Annotated in this window: 12 protein-coding genes; 9 read left to right on the top strand and 3 right to left on the bottom strand. The window is 46.0% G+C overall.

Going from position 1 to position 23,156, the window contains the following annotated elements; genetic code table 11:
* Positions 1-241: 241 nt before the first annotated feature.
* On the bottom strand, positions 242-439 hold the full coding sequence (locus D0A34_18145; GenBank protein UNU20545.1) for a hypothetical protein: 198 nt from the start codon (positions 437-439) through the stop codon (positions 242-244).
* 384 nt (positions 440-823) lie between these two features.
* On the opposite strand from D0A34_18145, the gene D0A34_18140 reads away from it, so the two are divergent.
* The 8 genes from D0A34_18140 to D0A34_18105 all read left to right on the top strand — a co-directional run bounded on the left by D0A34_18140 (position 824) and on the right by D0A34_18105 (position 16,730).
* On the top strand, positions 824-1,174 hold the full coding sequence (locus D0A34_18140; GenBank protein ID UNU20544.1) for an anti-sigma factor antagonist: 351 nt from the start codon (positions 824-826) through the stop codon (positions 1,172-1,174).
* 143 nt (positions 1,175-1,317) lie between these two features.
* Positions 1,318-4,083: a TIGR03960 family B12-binding radical SAM protein gene (locus tag D0A34_18135; protein UNU20543.1), complete on the top strand. Its 2,766-nt coding sequence runs from the start codon at positions 1,318-1,320 to the stop codon at positions 4,081-4,083.
* 1,342 nt (positions 4,084-5,425) lie between these two features.
* Positions 5,426-7,771, top strand: a complete 2,346-nt coding sequence (locus D0A34_18130; GenBank protein ID UNU20542.1) for a ribonuclease E/G — start codon at positions 5,426-5,428, stop codon at positions 7,769-7,771.
* Position 7,772: 1 nt separating this feature from the next.
* Positions 7,773-8,456 (top strand): ribonuclease HII, encoded by a 684-nt coding sequence (locus D0A34_18125; GenBank protein ID UNU22358.1) that lies wholly within the window; start codon positions 7,773-7,775, stop codon positions 8,454-8,456.
* A gap of 125 nt (positions 8,457-8,581) precedes the next feature.
* Positions 8,582-14,062, top strand: coding sequence for a GAF domain-containing protein (locus D0A34_18120; protein UNU20541.1), 5,481 nt, complete (start codon positions 8,582-8,584; stop codon positions 14,060-14,062).
* A 163-nt stretch (positions 14,063-14,225) separates the two neighbouring features.
* A complete protein-coding gene (locus D0A34_18115; GenBank protein UNU20540.1) occupies positions 14,226-14,456 on the top strand; it encodes a hypothetical protein in 231 nt (76 codons plus the stop codon).
* A 112-nt stretch (positions 14,457-14,568) separates the two neighbouring features.
* Positions 14,569-14,964, top strand: a complete 396-nt coding sequence (locus D0A34_18110; protein UNU20539.1) for a response regulator — start codon at positions 14,569-14,571, stop codon at positions 14,962-14,964.
* Entirely contained in the window at positions 14,961-16,730 is a 1,770-nt protein-coding gene (locus D0A34_18105; GenBank protein ID UNU20538.1) for a response regulator, read from the top strand. Before D0A34_18110 ends, D0A34_18105 begins: the two co-directional genes overlap by 4 nt.
* Positions 16,731-17,009: 279 nt before the next feature.
* Here D0A34_18105 and D0A34_18100 read toward each other — a convergent pair whose 3' ends face one another.
* Positions 17,010-20,003: a PAS domain S-box protein gene (locus D0A34_18100; GenBank protein ID UNU20537.1), complete on the bottom strand. Its 2,994-nt coding sequence runs from the start codon at positions 20,001-20,003 to the stop codon at positions 17,010-17,012.
* An 874-nt stretch (positions 20,004-20,877) separates the two neighbouring features.
* Between D0A34_18100 and trpD the strand changes: the two genes are divergently transcribed.
* Entirely contained in the window at positions 20,878-21,993 is a 1,116-nt protein-coding gene (gene trpD, locus D0A34_18095; protein UNU20536.1) for an anthranilate phosphoribosyltransferase, read from the top strand.
* Positions 21,994-22,278: 285 nt separating this feature from the next.
* Here the strand turns inward: trpD and D0A34_18090 are convergent, their stop codons facing one another.
* The gene (locus D0A34_18090; GenBank protein ID UNU22357.1) at positions 22,279-22,923 is read right to left on the bottom strand and encodes a hypothetical protein; all 645 of its coding nucleotides are present in this window, start codon (positions 22,921-22,923) and stop codon (positions 22,279-22,281) included.
* Positions 22,924-23,156 lie beyond the last annotated feature (233 nt).

The raw sequence follows: 23,156 nt of genomic DNA, 5'->3' as shown, positions 1-23,156 counted from the left end.
AAATTAACCTAATTTGTCATACCCCAAAAGTTAGAAATTTAATATAAGTCAAAGTTTTTAGCTTTTGAGCAGAGGTGCAGGGACGATCGCCCCTAACACTATTTCCTCAAATATCAAGTTCAGCAATGAGATGCTTCATTAAAAAAATATTCGGCCGACGTGAATGCTTCTAACACTCCTCTATTGCCCGCCGTGCAAGGATTTTTTGGTTCTTGAATGTGGGCTGGTCGCCCGCTTCCCACTATCGACGGCTAGATACCAATTGCACCCGGCCGGCATCCATTTCATCCATTAATAACTCTAAAGCCTCATAATCAATATCCGAGATGTATCCCAAACGGGTGAGCTCGTAGTTGATTTCGTTTTCAATGTCAGGCGTCAACTGCTTAATGTAGAGGGCTTTTTCTACAAGTTGACGGATAGCATGAGTTGCTTGCATAGTAAGTCGGAGAACTCCGTACATTTTAATTTTCCTCTGAAGTGTCGAGCAAACAGGTGATCTAGATCAGAACTAACCAGTGATTTTAATTACATTGTTCAGTTTTATTTAACAGCTAGGGCAAAGTTGATCGCAATTTTTACAGTTACCAAGACTTGCGCCTGCTGGCATAAATAAAAAATAGTATAGTAGCTTACGTTTCCTAGCCAAATCTTACGCAAAAATTCATAAAAAAGAGTCAATAAATAAAGATTACGTAAAATTACTGAAAACAACTGGTCGGTTTGCCTCGGATTAAGTTAGGCTCAGAGTAATCAAGTAGGTTTAGGCTTACATCCGTCCAGCACAGTAGTTGAAAATACGTAGCAATCATAGGTTTGACATATGCAGACACTTCTTGCCCATAAACCAATTACGGTGATTCGACCCCTAGACTACCTGAATGCAGCCACCTGCGGAGAATTCGGACGGCAACTAACGACAGCAATTTCAGCCCCCGGAGTGGTAGCGGTACTCGTAGATTTGGGCGCAATAACATTTATTGACAGTGCCGGTTTGATGGCATTGGTTTCAGGCCTCAAGCAGGCGAAAAAAATGGGCCGCAGGTTTAGTCTTTGCTCGGTATCCCCCGGGATTAGGATGATTCTGGAACTCAGCCAACTCGATCGAGTGTTTGAAATATTTGAAAATGTCGATAGCTTTGATGCCGAAAACTCGTGCGTAAAACAACACTGATAGAGCCTCCTAGGCGACGAGAACAGGCAACAAAACAAAGCAAATTCGGTTAAATGCCCGAAAAGACAGACGACTGTCGTTGGCGTGTTGGCAGATTTTAAGGTAGGCTGCTTAAGAGTCGCAAATATTTAGCGAGTCGAGCCGTGGCAGTAAAAGTCGAAGAATTACTTACAGCAGACATTAATCAGCCTGCTCGTTATCTGGGAAACGAATTGGGGGCTACGCACAAGCCTTGGGACGGGGCGTTGGTGCGCTGGGTTCTCACTTACCCAGAAGTTTATGAAGTTGGTGCTTCCAATCTGGGACACATCATCCTTTACAACATTTTGAACGCAGGGCCCAGACAGTTGTGCGATCGGGCTTATTTGCCCGCGCCCGACTTGGCCGCAAAACTGCGATCGACCAAAACTCCCCTGTTTGCCGTAGAATCAAGGCGATCGCTCACAGAATTTGATATTCTGGGCTTCAGCCTCAGCTACGAACTCGGAGCCACAAACATTCTGGAAATGCTGGATTTAGCCGGCATTCCACTAACTTGGCAAGAAAGAGCGACAAATCGCCAAAACGGTCAAATGCCGCTGATTTTTGCTGGCGGGCAAACGGCAACTTCTAACCCCGAACCCTACGCGGACTTTTTTGACTTCATCGCTTTGGGAGATGGAGAAGAGTTGCTGCCAGAAATTGGCTTGATTTTGGCAGAAGGCAAAACAAATAATTTGAGCCGAGAAGCATTGCTGCTGGATTTAGCGCAAATTCCCGGCGTCTACGTCCCGCAATTCTACGATATGGCGGCCGACGGTTCTGTTCATCCCAACCGCCCCCAAGTTCCAGAACGAATTCTGCGCCGCGTGGCAACTCCCATACCAGCTTATTCGACCGGCCTGGTTCCCTACGTCCAGACAGTACACGACAGACTGACAGTAGAAATCCGCCGGGGATGCACCCGCGGGTGTCGCTTCTGTCAGCCGGGAATGCTGACTCGCCCCGCGCGCGATGTCGAACCGCAGCAAGTCGTAGAGGCGATCGAACAGGGGATGCAAGCCACCGGACACAGCGAGTTTTCCCTGCTTTCCCTGAGTTGTTCCGACTATCTGGCACTCCCAGCCGTCGGGATGGAAATCAAAAATCGCCTGAAAGATAAAAATATCTCTCTGTCTCTACCCAGTCAGCGGGTTGACAGATTTGACGATAATATTGCCGACATTCTCGGCGGTACGCGACAAGGCGGTTTGACTTTTGCCCCGGAAGCTGGTACTCAGCGGATGCGCGACATCGTTAACAAAGGTTTGACGAATGAAGAATTGCTTCGGGGTGTCAAAACTGCGGTCGATCGCGGCTGGGATAAAATCAAGCTGTATTTTATGATCGGTTTGCCCGGAGAAACAGATTTTGATGTTGTGGGCATCGCCGAAACAGTCCGCTGGCTGCACAGGGAATGCAGGCTCGATGGCCGCCGGGGACTGATTTTTAACTTGACAATTTCTAATTTTACGCCTAAGCCTCACACTCCTTTTCAGTGGCACTCGGTTTCTACTGCTGAGTTTTCCCGCAAGCAAAAACTCCTGAAGGGAGAATTTCGCGGGATGCGGGGCGTCAAGGTGAATTACACTGATGTGCGGATTTCGGCAATGGAGGATTTTGTCGGACGGGGCGATCGACGTTTGGCTGCTGTAGTCCGCCGCGCTTGGGAACTTGGCGCGGGTATGGATGCGTGGTGGGAAAGCTTGGATCAGGCTTACAAAGCTTGGACTCAGGCGATCGATGAATCGGGCCTTACCTGGAAATACCGCCAAGTCGAAAGCGGCGAGTGGAATCTTTTTGAGAAGGAAGAGGAGAAGGAAGAAGGAAGAAGGAAGAAGGAAGAAGGAAGAGAAATCAAGGAAGATTTTCCCAATTCTCCGGATCTCCCCCTGTCCCCCTCCCTCTCTCTCGATCAGGCCCTGCCTTGGGATCACTTAGATACAGGGATCGACAAAAACTGGCTGAAAATTGACTTGCAAAAGGCTTTAGAAGCAGCGACGGTTCCCGACTGTTCCTTTGAAGGGTGTTCGCGCTGCGGGGTTTGCGGCACCGATTTCGGACACAATGTGGTTGTGGAAGCGCTGCCAATTCCTGAGTTTGCTGGGGAGTTTGTCCCGAATACGGAGCGGAAACAGCGTTTACGGGTTTGGTTCGGGAAGGTGGGCGATATGGCTTTGGTTGGTCATTTGGATTTGATCCGATTGTTCGATCGAGTAGTCCGCAGAGCCGATTTGCCGATTTCGTTTACCGGCGGGTTTCACCCGAACCCTCGGATTTCTCTGGCAAATGCTCTGCCTCTGGGTGTGACCAGCACTGGGGAAATTGCCGACTTTGAGCTCACTGAGTCGATCGATATTGAGAGTTTTCGGGAAAAGTTGGCGGCTAAGCTGCCGGAAAATATTCCGATTTACAAGGTTGAGTCGATCGATCTCAAGGCTCCTTCTGCTAACCAGTTGTTAGAAGCAGCCGAGTACGTAATTACTGTGGCCTCGGCAGGCTCGTTGACAGAAAATGGCGAATTAGACGGGGAAAATGCTGCTCCTGTCTCCGTGGCTCCTGATGCCAACTGGGAAGCTTGGGTCAAGACGATCGCCGAAACCGAGGCTTTTTGGCGGGTGCATACTACTAAGTCGGGAAAGACGCAGAATGTCAATTTGCGCGAAAGGCTGCACAAACTAGAACTTGTAGAGCAGAAACCAGACAGCAGCACAAGAGCCTCTGGTGCTACATCGGAAGGTAGAGCCGTCTTGCGCTTTACCGGGAGTTGTCGCAGCGACGGCAACTTGCTAAAGCCAGAACATATTGTTTTCATGCTCGAACAAGTCAGCCAGCAGGAAATTCAGCTTCTGCAGGTTGAGCGTAGTCAGCTAATCCTGGGTTATGGTTAAGATAGGGAAGCCGTGGTGGAATATTTCTTTCACCTTCGGCTCTCGATCGGGATGTGTCGTTTCACGCTATAATCGCTTGTTATGGAAGCCGCGGCGGCTCGAGCGCTTTAGTCGCTCGCCGCCCTCGTCAACCAGCAACGCGGGCTGGGTGCAAATTGCTTCTGTTCAAGACTTCAAGCCTTTTTGTTGTACATTCACGGGCTAAATCTAGCGCCAAACCCGCAGGAGCGGGGTCTGAACCAAATTTAGCGATTAATTTCGATCTATCGACTGGTTGTCGGTGGTCGGCTTATTCAAAAATCTCACGGTTCAAACCGCAGAGCGGGTATTCAACAATAGATGTTTTTGACGGGTCAAAAAACGGAGATAAGTCCCCGACTTAAGTCGTGGAGAACCAAAAGTTTTAGATTTTAGATTAAAGTTCCAGCTCCCAGATTCATCTGTGGAGTAAATCTAAAATCTAAAACCTAAAATCTAAAATCGATTGACCCGTCAAACAACGCAGATAAGCCCCCGACTTAAGTCGTGAAGAACCAAAAATTTTAGATTTTACACTTTAGTTCAATCTCCCAGATTCATCTGTGGAGTAAATCTAAAATCTAAAATCTAAAATTTAACATCTAAAATCGACTGGCCCGTCAAAAAACGGAAATAAGCCCCCGACTTAATTCGTGCAGAACCAAAAATTTTAGATTTTAGACTCTAGTTCAATCTCCGAGATTCATCTGTTGAGTAAATCTAAAATCTAAAATTTAACATCTAAAATCGACTGACGAGGTTTTAGGCTTGGCAGGGGCGGAGGTTGCAGTCGAATGCCAAGCTGGGGTATGTTGAGTGCGAACGCACAAGAATTCAACAAAAGTCTAGGCGCTTTCACTCCTACCTACTTTCGCTCAAAACCAGCCCCCTACCACCACGCAAGCGGAGTTATCAGTTCGTAGTGTTAAGTTGTGTGTTAAGAAATTGGTACGGTGTCAATGAATTTATTCGCTGAGTTCAAAGGAAGAGTTGTAAGTGTTGAATTTTGAGTATTGATTTCGCAATTCTCAACTCAAATCTCAATAGTGCTAACTCGATAAAAGCCTCCTTATTTCAATCTCTCAGATTTATCTGCTGAGCATAACTCATAACTCTGTAAGGGCGGGTTTAACTACTTTATCTGTAACAGTTAACAGTGAACAGTCAACAGTTAACAGTGAACGGTCAACAGTTAAATTTTCTTCCACCCTGCACCAACTCACAGCTAATAACTCTTCAAGCCACTACTAATTACAGTGAAAGTCAGAGGCACTATGAGTGCGTAAGTGTCTCTAACTTGCTGCCAGTTTTGTGAGGAAATTGAATGACAAAGCAGATAGTTATAGCAGAGCAGCATCGCATTGCTGCCGTCTTTTCAGAAGATCAAATCCAAGAACTTGTGGTAGCCACAGGCAGCCACCAAGTCAGTGACATTTACTTGGGAATTGTTGAAAATGTACTCCCTGGGATAGATGCGGCATTCGTCAATATTGGCGACCCAGAACGTAACGGGTTCATGCACGTAACAGACCTCGGCCCGCTGCGCCTTAAACGCTCGGCAGGAGCAATTACAGAACTCCTGACCCCCCAGCAGAAAGTGGTGGTACAGGTAATGAAAGAACCGACGGGCAGCAAAGGCCCCCGGCTGACAGGCAACATTACCCTGCCGGGTCGCTATTTGGTACTGATGCCCTACGGCAGGGGAGTCAATCTCTCGCGGCGGATCAAGTCCGAAGCCGAGCGCAACCGCCTCAGAGCCCTGGCTATTTTGGTGAAACCGGCCGGGATGGGGCTGCTGGTACGCACTGAAGCTGAAGGGATGACGGAAGAAGCGATCATGGAAGATTTGGAAGTCCTCCAAAAACAGTGGGAAGCCGTTCAACTCGAAGGCGGTACTTCGCGGGCGCCGGCATTGCTCAACCGGGATGACGATTTTATCCAGCGGGTGCTGCGAGATATGTTCAGCGGTGACGTGAATCGGATTGTGGTGGACTCGCAAAATGGAATTAAGCGGGTGAAGCAGCAGTTGATGAGCTGGAACGGCGGTAAACTTCCTGCGGGAGTTTTGATTGACCACCACCGAGAGCGCGCCTCGATTTTAGAATTTTTCCGGGTTAACGCTGCGATTCGAGAAGCCCTCAGACCAAGGGTGGATTTGCCTTCGGGCGGTTATGTGATTATCGAACCGACTGAGGCGCTGACGGTGATCGATGTCAACTCTGGCTCGTTTACTCGATCGGCGACGGCTCGGGAAACTGTACTCTGGACAAATTGCGAAGCAGCAACGGAAATTGCTAGACAACTGCGGTTACGCAATATTGCCGGCGTGATTATTGTTGACTTTATTGACATGGAATCCCGTCGCGATCAGTTGCAGGTGCTGGAACATTTCAATAAAGCTCTCAAAGCTGACAAAGCTCGGCCGCAAATCGCTCAACTGTCGGAATTGGGACTGGTAGAACTCACTCGCAAGCGCCAAGGTCAAAATATTTACGAGTTGTTCGGCCACAGTTGTCCGACTTGCAGCGGGTTGGGTCATCTGGTGCACTTGCCCGGGGAAGAAGACTTCGCCGCAGCGGTGCGGGAATCGGGCGATCGCACTGTTGCTACCTCGAACCGCGTTTTGTTGAATTTGCCAGAAGGATTGGAACGTCGCAGCTTGACGCCTGTGCCGGCTGCAACTCCTGCCCCGGTGCGGGAAGAACGCCCCCCCGAACCTGCTCGGGCTGCTTGGGAACCTCAGAGCGAAAGTGTCGATTTTGAGACTGGCAGCAACGCCTCGCCTTTGGACTTGCTCAACCATCCCAGCTATCAGGATTTGGGGAACGGAACAAGACGGCGGCGCCGCCGCCGGATTGGTGAAGAGCCTTTTGCCCCCCCGGTGGAAGAGGAACCGGTACGCAGCAAGTTGCGGCTGCCGAATACTTCGAGCGCGCCTGTAGCGGATACGCGCTCTGAGTATCTGGCGCCCCCCGGGATCCGGGCGGCTTCGGAGGGCTTCGGGCTGGTGAATATGGCGACTGTTGGCAGGCGCGAGGACTTCGAGCGTGTGCGTCCAGCTAAGTCTGAGTTGATGAAGCCGATGGTGGAGCCTCCGGAGGTGATTTCGGTGGAAATGACGGCGGAGGAGCAGGATGTTTATGCTCTGATGGGAGTTTCTCCTTTGGTGCTTACTGATCGCAGCGTGAAAAATCCTAAGAATGCGATCGTTTCGGTGACTCTCCCCGGAGTGGCCCCGAACAAGCCGCCTTTCGAGCAGCTCGAATTTGAATTTGAAGCGGCGGCGCCTGTACAGGAGGTTGAGGAACGAGATTATTACCCAGAAAGGTCGGTAGTTGAGCCTGTTTTTTCTGAGGATGAGGATGAGGATGAGGCTGAAATTTATGGCCAGAGTTCGATAGACGAAACTGATGATTTTGATCGGAGAGAGGAACCCAGCGATGTGATGGGCGAATCCTATGAGCCGATCGAATCCCATGAGCCGATCGAATCCTATGAGCCGATCGAATCCTATGAGCCGATCGAATCCTATGAGCCCATCGAACTCAATGAGCCGATCGAATCCCATGAGCCGATCGAACCCAGCCAACCCAGCGAGCCCAGCGAACCCGAGGAGCCTGCTATCAACCGTCGCCGTCGCCGCCGCTCGTCAGCCGTGGTGGATGAGTGATATGAAGTCCGAGGGAAGAGGGAAGAAGTCAGAGGGAAGAGGGAAGAAGGAAGAAGTAGAAATTTTTACTCTCTTTCCATCTTTCCATCTTCCCCTTTCCCCCTCTCCCTCGAACACTCTAGTAATTGCAGGTGTGGATGAAGTCGGACGAGGCGCTTTGTTCGGGCCAGTGGTGGCTGCTGCCTGCATTTTGCCCGACGAAGTTCTCGATGAATTAGCCAGTTGCGGGGTGCGCGACAGCAAGCAGTTGAGTGCCACAGCCCGGAGTCGGTTAGCTGTGAAAATCCGGGCTGTGGCGGTTGACTGTCAAATTGGTGCGGCTTCGGTGCGGGAGATCGATCGCCTCAATATTTTACAGGCTTCTTTGTTGGCGATGAAACGGGCGATTTTAAAGTTGAAGGTGACGCCGGATTTGTGTTTGGTTGATGGGAATCAAAGGATTCCCAATTTGGCGATCGAGCAAGAGACGATGATTAAGGGTGATGCGCGATCGATTCAGATTGCTGCTGCTAGTATTGTGGCGAAAGTTTGGCGCGATGAATTAATTCTGCGGATGGCTATTAAGTATCCTGAATATGACTTGACAAACAACAAAGGATATGGTACAGCTAAACATAAATTGGGGTTGGAACGTTACGGGCGATCGGCTTTTCACCGACAATCTTTTAATCCCTGTCGAAGATAGCTAGTTGTAGTCAATAATACAAGTCAGGTTAAATAGACATAATTCCGCTCAAAAAAAGCGACTGTTCAAGAGGGTGCAGATTACCATACTTTACATAAAAATTAACATTCTCCAAATCACCCAAAATGTTAAAAATTGAAGGCTACGAGATTCTAGAGCGAATTTACGAAAGCCACAATTCAACGGTTTATCGAGGCATTCGCGAACAGGACAATCAACTTGTTATCTTCAAAATGCTCGATGAAGATTATCCAGATCCTGCTGAACTTACCCGCTACAAGCAGGAATACGAAATTACTTGCAATCTCCAAAATCTAGAAGGATTCGTCAAAGTTTATAGCCTACATGAGTATAAAAGAACCCTAGTCATTATCTTTGAAGATTATGGCGGCACTTCTTTAGAAATGTTGAAGGATAACCCTGTAGAAACGCCAAATATTTCATCTTTACAGCACTTCCTCCGCATCGCTATTCAAACAGCAGAGATTTTGGCTCAAATTCATAGTGCCAAAATTATCCACAAAGACATTAACCCCGCCAATATCCTGCTCAATCCAGAAACCGGGCAAGTCAAAATTATCGATTTTGGCATTGCTACCGTCTTCACCCGTGAAAATCCTACCCTAAAAAACCCCAATATTTTAGAAGGTACATTAGCCTATATTTCTCCAGAACAAACTGGAAGGATGAACCGTTCTCTCGATTATCGAACCGACTTTTACTCTTTGGGCGTTACCTTCTACGAACTCCTCACCGGGCAACTTCCATTTGCCGCTGACGATGCTTTGGAGTTGGTACATTGCCACATCGCCAAACAACCAGTACCGCCGCATCAGGTTAATCCAGAAATTCCCCCAATTATTTCTGATATCGCACTCAAACTGATGGCAAAAACAGCCGAGGATCGATATCAAAGTGCCTGCGGAATCAAAGCAGATTTAGAAAAATGTTTGAACCAATTACAGACAAAGGGCAAAATAGAATCGTTCCCCCTTGGCAGTCAAGATATTTGCGACAAGTTCCAGATTCCCCAGAAACTTTACGGACGTGAGGCAGAAGTTGCAGATTTACTAGCAGCCTTCGATCGAGTTAGCGAAACCGAAAATAATCAGCAATCCCGTAAAGAATTAATGCTGGTTGCTGGTTATTCTGGCATCGGCAAGTCAGCACTGGTATCCGAAGTTTATAAACCGATAACCAAGGCTAGAGGCTATTTTATCGCGGGAAAGTTCGACCAATTTCAGCGCAATATTCCTTACTCTGCTCTTGTCAGTGCTTTCTCGGGATTAGTGCGACAATTATTGACCGAAAGCGAAGAACAGCTTAATCAATGGCGAGAAAAATTATTAGATGCTTTTGGTGCTAACGGTCAAATCATTATTGATGTAATTCCCGAAGTTGCATTGATTGTGGGCCAACAGCCGGCATTGCCGGAATTAGGCGCAATTGAATCGCAAAATCGCTTTAATCTTATCTGTGGCAATTTCATTCGGGTATTTTGCTCAAAAAAGCATCCTTTAGTCATTTTTCTGGACGATTTGCAGTGGGCAGATACTGCCACCCTCAAATTAATCCAACTGATGATGGCGGATGCAGATACCCAATATCTATTTTTGATTGGAGCTTATCGAGACAACGAAGTCAATTCCACCCATCCCTTGATGGTGACTCTGGAAGCAATTCGCTCTGATCAAGTATCTGTCGTTAACCAGATTACCCTTGTACCTTTAGCGCAAAAACATATCAATGAATTGATTGCTGATACGTTACAATGCGATGGTTCTTCGGTTCGCTCTTTAGCAGAATTAATCCTGAAAAAAACCCGGGGTAATCCTTTTTTTGTGAGTGAATTGTTGAAAACGTTATATGCTGAAAACCTGCTAAGCTTCGATTTTATTGATCGCACTTGGCACTGGGATATTGGTCAGATTGAGGCGAGGGCAATTACTGACAATGTGGTAGAATTAATGATTGCCAAACTCAACAAATTGCCGTCAACCACTCAGGAGGTATTGCGTTTGGCAGCTTGTATAGGTGCAGAGTTTGACTTAAGCACTCTATCAATTATTTGCGAGCGATCGCCCGCTGAAATTTTCTCCGCTCTGAAAGAGGCAATTCAGTCTGAGTTGATTTTTACTTTCTCAGAATTAGATACTCAACTGTTAATTCAAAACTATAAATTTGGACACGATCGCATCCAACAAGCAACTTATTCTTTGATTGACGAATCAGAAAAACAAGCCATCCATTTACAAATTGGTCGCCTGTTGCTAAAGAATAGTTCGCCCGAAACACGATCAAAAAAAATATTTGAAATTGTCGATCATCTCAATCTTGGGATAGGGGCAAGCAGGGCAGTACAACCCCTACTAACCCATCAACAAGAGCGAAACGAAATTGCCCAACTAAATTTGATAGCCGGCCAGAAAGCCAAAGCAGCGACGGCTTACACTGCGGCGGTTCAATATTTGAAGACAGGGTTAAGCCTCTTAACCGAAGAAAGTTGGCAAACGCAGTATGACTTAACCCTAAATCTCTATCAAGAAACTGTAGAGGCTCAATATTTAAACACCAAATTTCACCAGGCAGAAACATTAGCTGAAGTTATCTTGGAACGAGCAATAAATCAGCTAGACAGGGTAAAAGCTTACGAACTTAAAGTGCAAATTTATACCGCTCAAAATCAGCCACTTAAAGCTATAGAAACGGGTTTAGAAGCATTGAAATTGCTGGAAATTTCTCTATCGACAGGGGAAGATAGTAACGTAGAGCTGCCAACACTGATGGACTTAGAAAGCTTCCCGCAAATGACTGACGCTGCTCAACTAGCAGCCATGCGGATTTTAATGTCTATTTCTCCCTCAGCTTTATTTGCGAAACCCGGAGTTTTAGTGTTAATTATGTTGACAATGGTTAACCTGACTATTCAAAAAGGTTATTCAGCCTTGGCTGCTTATGCTTATGTTGGGTATGCTGTTATCTGTTCGGGAAAAGGCAACATAGAAACTGGATATCACGCCGGAAAATTGGCACTGAAGCTAGTAAATATATATCATGCTACAGAACTAAAAGCGAAAGTTTATAACTTATTTTGTTCTTTCGTTAAACACTGGAAAGACCCCGAAAAAAGCAGTCTTTCTCTGCTCCTAGATGGAAGTAAAAGCGGACTGGACACAGGAGACAATGAGTACGCCTGTTATTGTATTAAAGCTTATTGTATCACCCTATTTTTGACCGGGGAAGGACTAGAATCTGTCGCCTCAAAAATGCAGCAATCCTGCGAACAATTATGGAAGCTTAAACAGGAATATGCTCTCTACCAGACTAATATCTGGCGGCAAGTTACCTTAAATCTTTTGGAAACAACTGCCACCCCATCTCGTTTGCTGGGCGAAAGCTTTAACGAGGAGGAAATAATTCCCCGTTTGCTAGCCACGAATAACCGCACTTTGCTTTGTCTGGTTTACCTCGCCAAACTAAATCTTTCTTACTTATTCAAAGACTGTGCCGGCGCCGTAAAAAATGCCATTGCAGCCGCAGAATACATAGATTCTCTCATGGGATTTATGTATGTTGCTGTGCATAACTTCTACTATTCTCTTGCCCTGCTCGCTCAGTATTCTCCCCAATTCATGGAAAACTTGGAGCGAGTCGAATTAAACCAGGAGCAAATGAAGCAATGGGCAGAGCTTGCCCCGTTCAATTTCCAGCATAAATACGACCTAGTAGAAGCAGAAACAGCGCGAGTATGGGGAGATAATTGGCAAGCAGCAAAACTTTACGACCGAGCGATTAAAGGAGCAAGAGACAGCGGATATATTCAATATGAAGCTTTAGCCTATGAGCTAGCAGCAGAATTTTATCTGGCAAGCGGTATGGAGGAGATTGCCCAAACCTATCTCAAAGGAGCACACTACGGCTATACTCGCTGGCAAGCTAGGGCAAAAGTTGAGGATTTAGAAGCAAGATATCCACAATTACAGGCTAAATCTGCGGCGACTATTGGTAAAAACGCAGGCACGAGCATCGCCACTTCTCACACTACTACAGGAGCGGGTACAGCTTTAGATTTAGCGACAGTTATCAAAGCTTCTCAAGCCATTGCTGGTGAAATTGTGCTAGAGAAATTACTCCGAAACTTGATGAAAATTATGATGGAGAATGCTGGCGCACAGGTGGGCTACTTGTTGTTGGAATCTCATGGTAAACTACTGATTGAAGCATCCGGTGCAGTGGATTGCGACAGCATCAATTTATTGGAGTCAATCCCATTGCAAAGCAGCTCTTTACTGTCACTATCAGTGATTAATTATGTAAGCAGGACTCACAAAGATGTTGTTTTAAATGATGCTGCTTGTGAAGGTAAATTTACTAATGACACTTATATAAAGGCCCATAAAGCTAAATCAATCCTCTGCGTTCCTCTGCTCAAACAGAATCAGCTTATTTCAATAATTTACTTAGAAAATAACCTGGTAACAGGTGCCTTTACTCCCGACAGAGTAGCCCTGTTAAAAGTCTTGTCCTCGCAAGCTGCCATCTCGATCGAAAATGCCCAACTCTATACCAACTTAGAAGCAAAAGTAGAAGAACGCACTCAAGAATTATCACAAGTTTTAAGCAATCTCGAAGCCACCCAAGAAGGATTGATTCAATCAGAAAAAATGGCGGCTTTAGGACAACTTGTGGCCGGAGTGGCTCACGAAGTTAACACTCCCCTGGGTGCAATTCGCTCCTCGGCAGGAAATGTTTCTAAGTTCTTGAATCAAACTTTAGAACAGTTGCCCCCACTTTTTCAATCTCTCTCCCCACCAGAAGCACAGAATTTCTTGAGTTTACTTCAGCGTTCCCTCCAACAAGAAGCAAGCTTATCAACAAAAGAAGAACGCAAATTAAAGAGAGCTTTGAGAAGCAAACTGGAAGAATTAGAGATTGATAGTGCCGATACCGTAGCCGATCGCCTAGTGATCATGGGGGTTTATAATGAAATAGATGCCTTTGTCCCGTTGTTGCAAAGATCCGATAGTTTACATCTCTTAGAAATCGCCTACAAACTTTCCGAATTAAAAAGAGGCATCGCTACTATCAACACAGCCACAGACAGAGCATCAAAAGTAGTTTTTGCCTTAAAAACTTATGCCCGCTACGAACAGTCTGGCGAAAAAACAGCAGCCAGTATTACAGAAGGTATTGAAACAATCTTAACCCTGTATCAAAATCTCCTCAAACAGGGAGTGGAGGTCATCAAAAACTATGCCGAAATCCCGCCGATACTGTGCTATCCCGACGAACTTAATCAAGTTTGGACGAATTTAATTCACAATGCTTTGCAAGCAATGGATTATCGAGGCACGCTAACAATTGAGTTAACGGCTGAAGATGACCAAGCTAAGATTAGCATTAGCGACAGCGGTCACGGGATACCAGAAGAGATAAAAGGGAAAATATTTGACCCGTTTTTTACTACTAAATTGGCAGGAGAAGGCAGCGGATTGGGACTAGATATTGTCAAGAAGATTGTTGAGAAACATCAGGGAAAAATTGAAGTGGAATCAATTCCGGGCAAAACTACATTTAAGGTTTTCGTGCCAATGAGCGCTGTATAAGCAGGTCAAGGAACTGGCAAACTATATAAGGTAGTAAGCCGATCGGATTTTGCTTGGTTCTGCCTAAGCTGCAATCTACCCCATTGATAGGATTTCAAAAATTAAAGCGTTTTGAGGCCCATAACTCCGATCGAACCGGAAACGGATGTAAAACAGTAGTACGATGGGCTATGCTCAGCTAAGCTACTACCGATATAAGTTTCTTAGTTTCGGCGACTGGGGGGAGGGGGAGAGGATGCGGCGAGCCGTTGACTTGGAACCCCGCCCAAAAACCGATACAAGCCCCGACAGGATTCGTGGAGAGGCAAAAATTTTAGACCCTTGTTCAAGCTCCCAGATTCATCTGTGGAGTCAATCTAAAATCCTTCGACTGAGCGCTCACGCCGAAGTCTAAAATCTCAAATTTAAAATCGACTGATATCTTAAGATAAGATGGGGTCTACTAATACACTTTACTACTTTTGCTACTTTTGCTATTAATAATAATTAAAAAGGAGAAAAAATAGATGTCTAAACCAGTTATTTTGTGCGTTGACGATGAGAGAATAATATTAGACAGTCTCAGGACGCAGCTAACAGCAGAATTTGGGGATGCTTACACCTACGAAGGAGCAGAAGATGCTGAAGAGGCTTTAGATGTAATCAGCGAACTCTCTGACGAAGAAACGAGCGTTATTCTGATTATTTGTGATTGGTTAATGCCTGGGATTAAGGGAGATGAGTTGCTGATTCGCATTCACCAAAGCTACCCCCATGTTATTAAAATTATGCTGACTGGTCAAGCTGATGAAGTAGCAATTGACCGAGCAAAAAAACAGGCTAACCTTTATCGTTGCTTATCTAAACCTTGGCTAGAATCAGATTTGCTGGAAACTATTAGATCGGGTTTATCTAAGCTATGAGCCAACAGGTAATTATCTGTGTCGATGATGAGAAAACTGTACTCAGGAGCCTCAAAGCAGAACTGCAAGAGGCTGTTGGCAATGATTATATAATAGAAATTGCTGAAGGTGGACAAGAGGCATTAGAGTTAATTGAAGAATTGCTAGAGGATGGGGATGAAGTTCTTTTAATTATTTCCGATCACATTATGCCTGATATGAAGGGAGATGAGCTGTTAAAAAAGGCTCATCTAATTTCGCCTAAAACTATAAAAATTATGCTGACAGGACAAGCAGATCTTGGGGCGATCGCCAATGCTATTAACTCTGCAAACTTATATCGTTATATTACCAAACCTTGGCAAGCGGAAGATTTGAAATTGACGGTTAGAGAAGCGCTAAATAGTTATCTTCAAGATAAACAACTGGCACAACAAAACGCCAGACTTCAGCAAATGAATCAGGAGTTAGCCGAGTTAAACAGCCAGCAAACGGCACTGATTACCAAACTCCATGAAAGCGAAAATCGCTTGACACAGTTTTTGGAAGCAATGCCGATTGGTGTAGGTGTGCTGGATGCGGACGGCCAACCTTACTACGTCAATCGGAAAGCAAAAGAGATATTTGGTAAAGGAGTTGTGCCGGATACGAGTTCCGGGCAATTGTCAGAGGTTTATCAACTCTATCAAGCAGGCACAAATCAAAATTATCCTACGGAAAATTTGCCCAGCGTGCGCGCGTTGAAGGGAGAAAGTGCTACGGCTGACGATGCAGAAGTTCATCAAGGCGACAAGATTATTCCCCTAGAAATCGTCGCTACTCCCATCTATGATCAACAAGGAAATATTGTTTATGCTATCACCACTCTTCAAGATATCACGGAACGCCAAGAAGCTGAAACAGAACGCCAAAAGTTCATCGAGGATCTCTTTGAGGTCAATTGCAATTTGGAACTTTCACTGGATGCAGAATTAGAAATTGCGGAGGCGACAAGTCGCTTTGTACCCAAAGAGTTGTTAGCTTTTTTGGGATGTGACAGTATTGTTGATATTAAATTGGGAGAAGCGGTGGAGTTGGAAATGTCGGTTTTGTTTTCTGACATCCGCGATTTCACTACTCTCTCGGAACAAATGACACCGACAGAAAATTTCAAATTTATAAATTCTTATCTGAGTCGAATGGAACCGCTGATTGTGGAAAATCAGGGGTTTATTGATAAATATATTGGCGATGCAATTATGGCTTTGTTTAGCGAAGGCGCGGATGATGCTGTGAAAGCGGGAATTGCCATGCTGCATACTCTTGCTGAATACAATCGAGATCGCGCTTCTGTGGGTTATGTGCCAGTTGAGATTGGGGTGGGAATCAATACTGGTTCTTTGATTCTGGGTATAGTGGGCGGCAAAAACCGGATGGACGGTACTGTGATTAGCGATGCGGTTAATTTGGCTTCTCGGATTGAAAGTTTGACGAAGAATTACGGGGTGTCGCTATTAATTACTCAGCAGACTTTCGATCGCTTGAGAAATCCGGGTGATTATGCAATTCGGGTAATTGATGAAGTTCAAGTTAAGGGTAAGTCTGAATGGGTGACTGTTTATGAAGTTTTTGATGCGGATGTGCCGGAAGTTAAAGGGGGGAAGTTAGCGACTCTGCAACTATTTACTGAGGCTTTGTCTTTGTACAATATGAATAATTTTAGGGAAGCTGCGGGACTTTTTGCGGATTGTTTGCGACAAAATCCGGGGGATAAGGTGGCTCGAAGTTATTGGGAAAGGTGTAATTAACGAAGAAGGAAGTTGGACAACGGATTCGCTCGACGGATTTAAGGGATTTAACGGATGAAAGGAAGTTGGGCAACGGATTCGCTCGACGGATGTAACTGATGGCAGCAAGAAGCAATAAAAGCTGGGGTTTCAGCAATACAGAACTTATGCAAAATTTCTATATGTAGGGCTCCATGCACACCGCACCTTACCGCTTTAGTCCGAGGGATTTTTATGAGGACTTTAGTCCTCACTACAAACCGCGACTCGTGAACCCGATGCGATCGCCCCGATCGCACTTTAGGATTGTTTGATCGGTTGTTCGATCGGCAATTCTATGATAAACTCGGCTCCGTGGCCGAGTGCAGACACACAGCTCAGTTTGCCACCGTGTTCTTGGACAACTTTGTAGGAAATTGACAGGCCTAAACCGGTGCCTTTGTCGGCGGGTTTGGTGGTAAAAAAAGCCTCGAATAACTGCTGGGAAACTTCTTCTGGCATACCGGGGCCGTTGTCAGTAATCCTAATTACAGCATTGGAGTTTTGGACTTCTGTCCTAATTTTAATCTTGCTGCGGTTAGCTTTGACTTCGCCAACTGAACGCCCTTCGTTGTATTCCTCGATCGCGTCGATCGCATTTCCGATCAAATTCATAAATACCTGATTGATTTTCCCAGCATAACACTCAACCAGAGGCAAATTTCCATAGTCCTTAATTACCGCAATTTCGGGATAGTTGCCTCTGGCTTTCAGGCGGCTTTGCAGAATCAGCAACGTTCCTTCAATCCCTTCGTGCAGGTTAACTTTGCTCATTTGAGAATCGTCTTTGCGGGAGAAATTTCTGAGCGATCGCACGATTTCCCGAATGCGATCGGCCCCAACCTGCATCGAAGACATCGCTTTCGGCAAATCTTCTAGCAGAAACTCTAGCTCGATATCCTTAATTTTATCTTGAATTGCTGCCGACGGCTGCGGGCACTGCTGCTGGTACATATCGAGCAAATTCAGCAAATCTTCCGTGTAGTGGCCGACGTGAACGAGATTGCCACAAACGCTGCTAACGGGATTGTTAATTTCGTGAGCGACACCCGCTACCATTTGACCTAGAGTAGACATTTTCTCAGTGTGAATCAATTGAGCTTGAGTTTGCTGCAATTCGTGCAAAGTATTTTCGAGTTGAAGTTTTTGTTGGGTTAACTCTGTTTGCGATCGCCGCAAAGCTTCTTCACTGCGTTTCTGCTCAGAAATATCAGTAATTAAGCCTTCCAAAGCTATCAACTCTCCCGAGTCGGAAAACACTCCCAAACCTTGCTCCCAAACCCATTTTAATTCCCCATTTTTAGAAGTAATTCGGTAATTTAGCTGATAGGGTCGATTTTCTTGCAACGCAACTTGTACGGCATTCCACAAAATATCGCGATCGTCCGGGTGAGTCAATTCCGAGAGAGAAATTTGCCGCGTGCCGATAAATTCTTCAGGAGAATAGCCGGCTAACTGATAGCAACCTTCGCTGACAAACTCCATACTGCGATCGGCATCGTTGCGAAAACGGTAGGCCATTCCCGGCAAATTGCTCATCAGCGTCGCCAAAGCCCGCTGGCTTTCCCGTAGGGCTTCTTCGGCGTGTTTGCGATCGGTAATATCCGTCATCACCGCTAGCATACAGAGTTCGCCGTCCAAATTAATCAACTCTGCAGACAGCAAACACACCACCACCGATCCCGACTTCATCCGAAACTCGCATTCCTGATTGCGAACAACACCTTGTTCGTGCAAACGTTGCCTAAAATTAAGTCTGTCTTGAGGTCTTACCCAAATATTTAACCCCGGTACTGTATTCCAGGTCGTCTCTTCTAAATCGTAACCAGTCATCGACAAAAAACTATCATTAACTTCAATAAAACGACCCTCAGTAAAAGTAGTAATAATCATCGGATCAGGACTAGATCTAAAAGCTTTAGAAAACTTTTCTTCCGATAAACTCAACTTTTTAATAGCCTCTTCCAACTGACTTGTCCGCTCTTTAACCCGGCATTCCAATACCTCATTAGCCTGCTTCAGGGCTTCCTCAGCCTGCACCCGATAAGTGATATCGCGCACCACGCCTTGCAGCCCTATTTTGCCGCCGATATCCATAGAAGTTAGCAGCACTTCCGCCGGAAACTCAGAACCATCCAAACGGCAGTGCCGCCAGTCAAAACGGCAATTTCCCGATCGCATAGCGGTATTAATGCACTCTTGATAAAGACTCATAGAATCTTGTCCGTCCGTTTGCAGCGGCGGGCTGAACTCCGAAGGATGCTTGCCACAAAACTCCGATTCAGTGCTGCATCCAAATAACTTTAAAGTAGCCGGATTGCAATCCAAAAAACCCTCTTCGTCTAGCAGCATTACCGCATCAGTCGTCGATTCGTACAAAGTGCGAAACTTTTTTTCCGACGCCTGCAAAGAAGCAATCAACTGCATCTTTTCCTCAGCCGCCCGCTTTTGCTCAGTAATATCCTGCATTACTTGAGAAAAGCCCTGCAACTTTCCCCTTTCATCGCGCAAAGGAGTAACAATAATATTCGCCCAAAATCGCGAGCCGTCTTTGCGAAGCCGCCAGCCTTCATTTTCGTATCGACCTTCTGCCACTGCCCTGATTAATTTTTCTCGGGGCTTGCCAATTTCAAGATCTTCTTTCGTGAAAAAACACTCCGAATTATTGCCGACTATTTCCTGCGCTCTGTATCCAAAAATGCGTTCTGCACCCGAATTCCAGCTAGCTACATACCCATGAGTATCTAACATAAATATAGCATAATCCTTAACCCCTTCAATTATTAAGCGCAGGCGTTCTTCGCTTTCTCGAAGTGCAGATTCTGCTTGCTTGCGCTGGGTGATATCTTCTACAAAACCTTCGTAGTAGAGCAATTTCCCCGCTTCATCGCAGACAGCCCGCGCATTTTCAGCGATCCAAATTATTGTTCCGTCTCGGCGATAAATCTGCGACTCAAAATCCGATACGATGCCCTGTTCTTGCAAAGCAGAAACAAATTGATCGCGCCGATCGGGGTTGACGTAAAGTTGATCGCTGATATCAGTCAGACAGCCCATCAATTCTGCGGCGGAATTATATCCGTAGATGCGAGCCAAAGCTGGATTAGCGCTGATGTAGCGACCGGATTGGGTTGTTTGAAAAATACCCGACACAGCATTTTCAAACATACTATAATATTTTGCTTCCATTTGGTGCAGTGCCTCCGCGACATTCAGGCATTCTAGCGTTTTATTTCCTACTTTTTGATTTCCCACTTGTGAATACCCTGCTCTTGTGTATGAGTTGAATATTTTTAGTCTACCGCCTGCTAAATTTGAGCCGTTAGTTAGGCTGAAAGATGGTGTCGCAGCCGGAGACGAGTGTGTTTATTCATCTGTCCTACCGGGCTGTTAGTTGTTAGTGGTTGCTGCAGAAAGTTTAGTTGATCGGGTATTTATTTGAGGCTTGACTGGCTGTCACGCTCGCATTGGCACATTGATGTGCCTACGATGCAGGTGTTCTAGCAAAACCCGTTCCTTGAAATCTCCCTGAATATATTAGCAGTTGAATACCCTGAAATAAGTTAGTAGCAACGATGTTGTTACAAGAATAAAAGGCAGCGACTTCTACAACCGCAAGACTCTATTTTTAGGATTTGGGTGAGAGTATGATCGACTCTTACCCGAGGCAACTAACCCGCCTGCAAGAGCTAAACGCTCGCTGTCCTTGCTGTCAGTCGATTGGAGATTTGAGATTTTAGATTAAAGAATTGACTCCACAGATGAATCTGGGGCTCTCCTAATGTCTAAAATTTTTTGCTCTCCACAACTCCTGTCGGAAACTTTTATCGGTCTTTGGCTGCTCTGAGTTACTGTTAAGTATTATTCCTGATAGATAATACACCAGACTGCTGGCAGTTGTACGATCTGGGGTTTGTATGTAAAGTTGGCACAACAATAGGGTAATTGTTGTATCAAAAAATTCATATTCTGCTGCTGCGGGCGGAAAAATTCTGTAGCGGTGCTGGCATTTGGGCAAAAATCTGGGCCCGGGCGCGCAAAATTTGGTCGGCAAGTCTGGTAAAATCCCGATCGATTCTCGGTTTGGCCGCAAAGCTCGATCAAGCTAAATTTGACTAGAAACTAATAAATGACAGATTCTCCTCTCCTAGCAACGCCAGAGTCATCCCCTGCTTCAACCCAGACGGCGGATTCTCCTGTGTGGCCAGCCCTGCTGCAACAACTATTAGACAGACAATCTCTCTCACGCGCCCAAGCAGCCGACTTGATGCAGGGATGGCTAGCAGAAGCTATTCCCCCCGTCCTCTCAGGAGCAATTTTAGCGGCCATCCAAGCCAAAGGCATCTCTGCCCAAGAATTGGTAGGAATGGCTCAGGTATTGGGTTCTCAGTCGCTTGCAGGTGAGTCGGAGAGCGTTTTCAATTCCCAATCTCCAATCTCCAATCTCAAATTAATTGATACTTGCGGCACAGGTGGCGACGGCGCATCGACGTTTAACATTTCCACTGCTGTAGCTTTTGTGGCCGCCGCCGGCAAAGTTCGAGTTGCCAAACACGGAAATCGCTCCGCATCGAGCAAAGTGGGTTCTGCTGACGTGTTGGAAGCACTCGGAGTCAACCTCAACGCCGATGCCGCGAAGGTAAAAGCTGCGGTAGACGAAGTAGGCATCACCTTTTTATTTGCGCCTGGGTGGCATCCCGCACTTAAGGCTGTAGCGTCGCTCCGGCGCACTTTGAAGGTAAGGACTGTTTTTAACCTTTTAGGGCCCCTTGTCAATCCTATGCGCCCTACAGGGCAGGTAATCGGGGTGTTCGATCCTAGTCTGGTATCAACTATTGCTCAAGCTTTGGGCGAGTTGGGGACTGAGTTAGCTGTAGTCGCTCACGGCAGAGAAAAATTGGACGAGGCGGGGTTGGGAGATGTGACTGATTTGGCCGTTTTGTCGGATGGCAAAGTGGAACTGACTACTTTAGACCCCCAAAAGGTAGGATTGACACCAAGTGCGATCGGCTCGTTAAAAGGCGGAAATGTTGAGGAAAACGCCGAGATTTTGCGGAACGTTTTGCAAGGCAAAGGTACGCCCGCACAAATGGATGTTGTAGCTTTGAATGCGTCTTTGGCTTTTCAGGTGGGAGGCGCAATTCCTATGGGTTCTCACGCAGCAGGAGTTTCTATGGCTAAGGACATTTTATTGAGCGGCGAATCTTGGTTGAAGTTGCAGCAGTTGATTGAGTTTTTGAAATGAAGGAAGAAGGAAGAAGGAAGAGGGAAGAAGGAAGAGGGAAGAGGGAAGAGGGAAGAGGGAAGAGGGAAGAAGTAAAGAAAAATTTAGAATACCCAAATCTTCCCGCTCTAACCGTCTAAAACTCAGCCTTCTGCATTCATACTTTTTCAAGTTGGGAAACTTTTTTCTCTCTTGTCTTCTTGTTGGTTAGTAAAAAAAATCCTTCTTCCTTCTTCCTTCTTCCTTCTTCCTTCTTCCTTCTTCCTTCTTCCTTCTTCCTTCTTCCCTCTTCCTTCTTCCCTCTGTTTAAGAGCGCGATCGAAATTCAATCACATCTTGCTTAATCGTTATGTCTTTATTACCAAAAAAGTCGTGACCCAATAGTCCGATATCTAGCGACGGCGAGACTGCGACAACTACATTGTTAACTGCCAGACCCCCAGCTTCAATAGAAGTCAAACGACCGAGGGGAAAAGTAGCCACTCCGTTCGGAGTTTGTGCTTGCACTGTTCCCTGGAGAACAACGCCCAAGGCTTTAGCCATTGCTGGTGTAATTACTGTGCCACTAGCTCCAGAATCTACCATCATCTCGAACTTTTGTTTGCCGTTAAATGTGACTTCTATGACGGGGATATTAGCCTCTCGGCGTTTAATTTTTGCCTGAAATACTCCAGACTTCGCTGCGGGCGCAGTAGCGGAATTCAATGCTTCGGGGAGAAAACCGCAGACTGATTGGCTGAGGTTGAGGGTTCGGCCTGACGAGCTCCGCATGAAGCATCCCTCACTTTCTTGAGCCACTGCTCGCGAGGAGTTGGCAACAGTCCCTATTAAAATTGAACTGCTCAGAGAAATAGCTGTTGTTACAACCAGTAACGGTTTGCACAGTTTTTTAGAGTTCAGTAGATGCTTGTATAAGTTTGAGAGTAAAGGCAAGGGAGATTTACTAGCCATAGTTTCGTTAAACGCTGTAGCTCGATCGTAACAGCGACAACTGCCTTTTGGTATAGATTTAGACTTTCGGCCCTCATAAGCTGCTGGCAGATAAATTGCTGCGCCAGAGGGAGATGGAGAGACTAGGAGATGCCGAGGGTGGGGAGTGGGAGAATTTGCACTTGTTGCAGCTTTTTGATTACCTGTTGCTTCTGCCTCGGGCCTAGGTGCCTTGCTTTGCCGAACCCTTGCAC

It is taken from the genome of Microcoleus vaginatus PCC 9802, from assembly GCA_022701275.1.
Taxonomy (GTDB): Bacteria; Cyanobacteriota; Cyanobacteriia; order Cyanobacteriales; family Microcoleaceae; genus Microcoleus; species Microcoleus vaginatus_A.
This window is presented reverse-complemented; position numbering and strand designations above follow the sequence as displayed.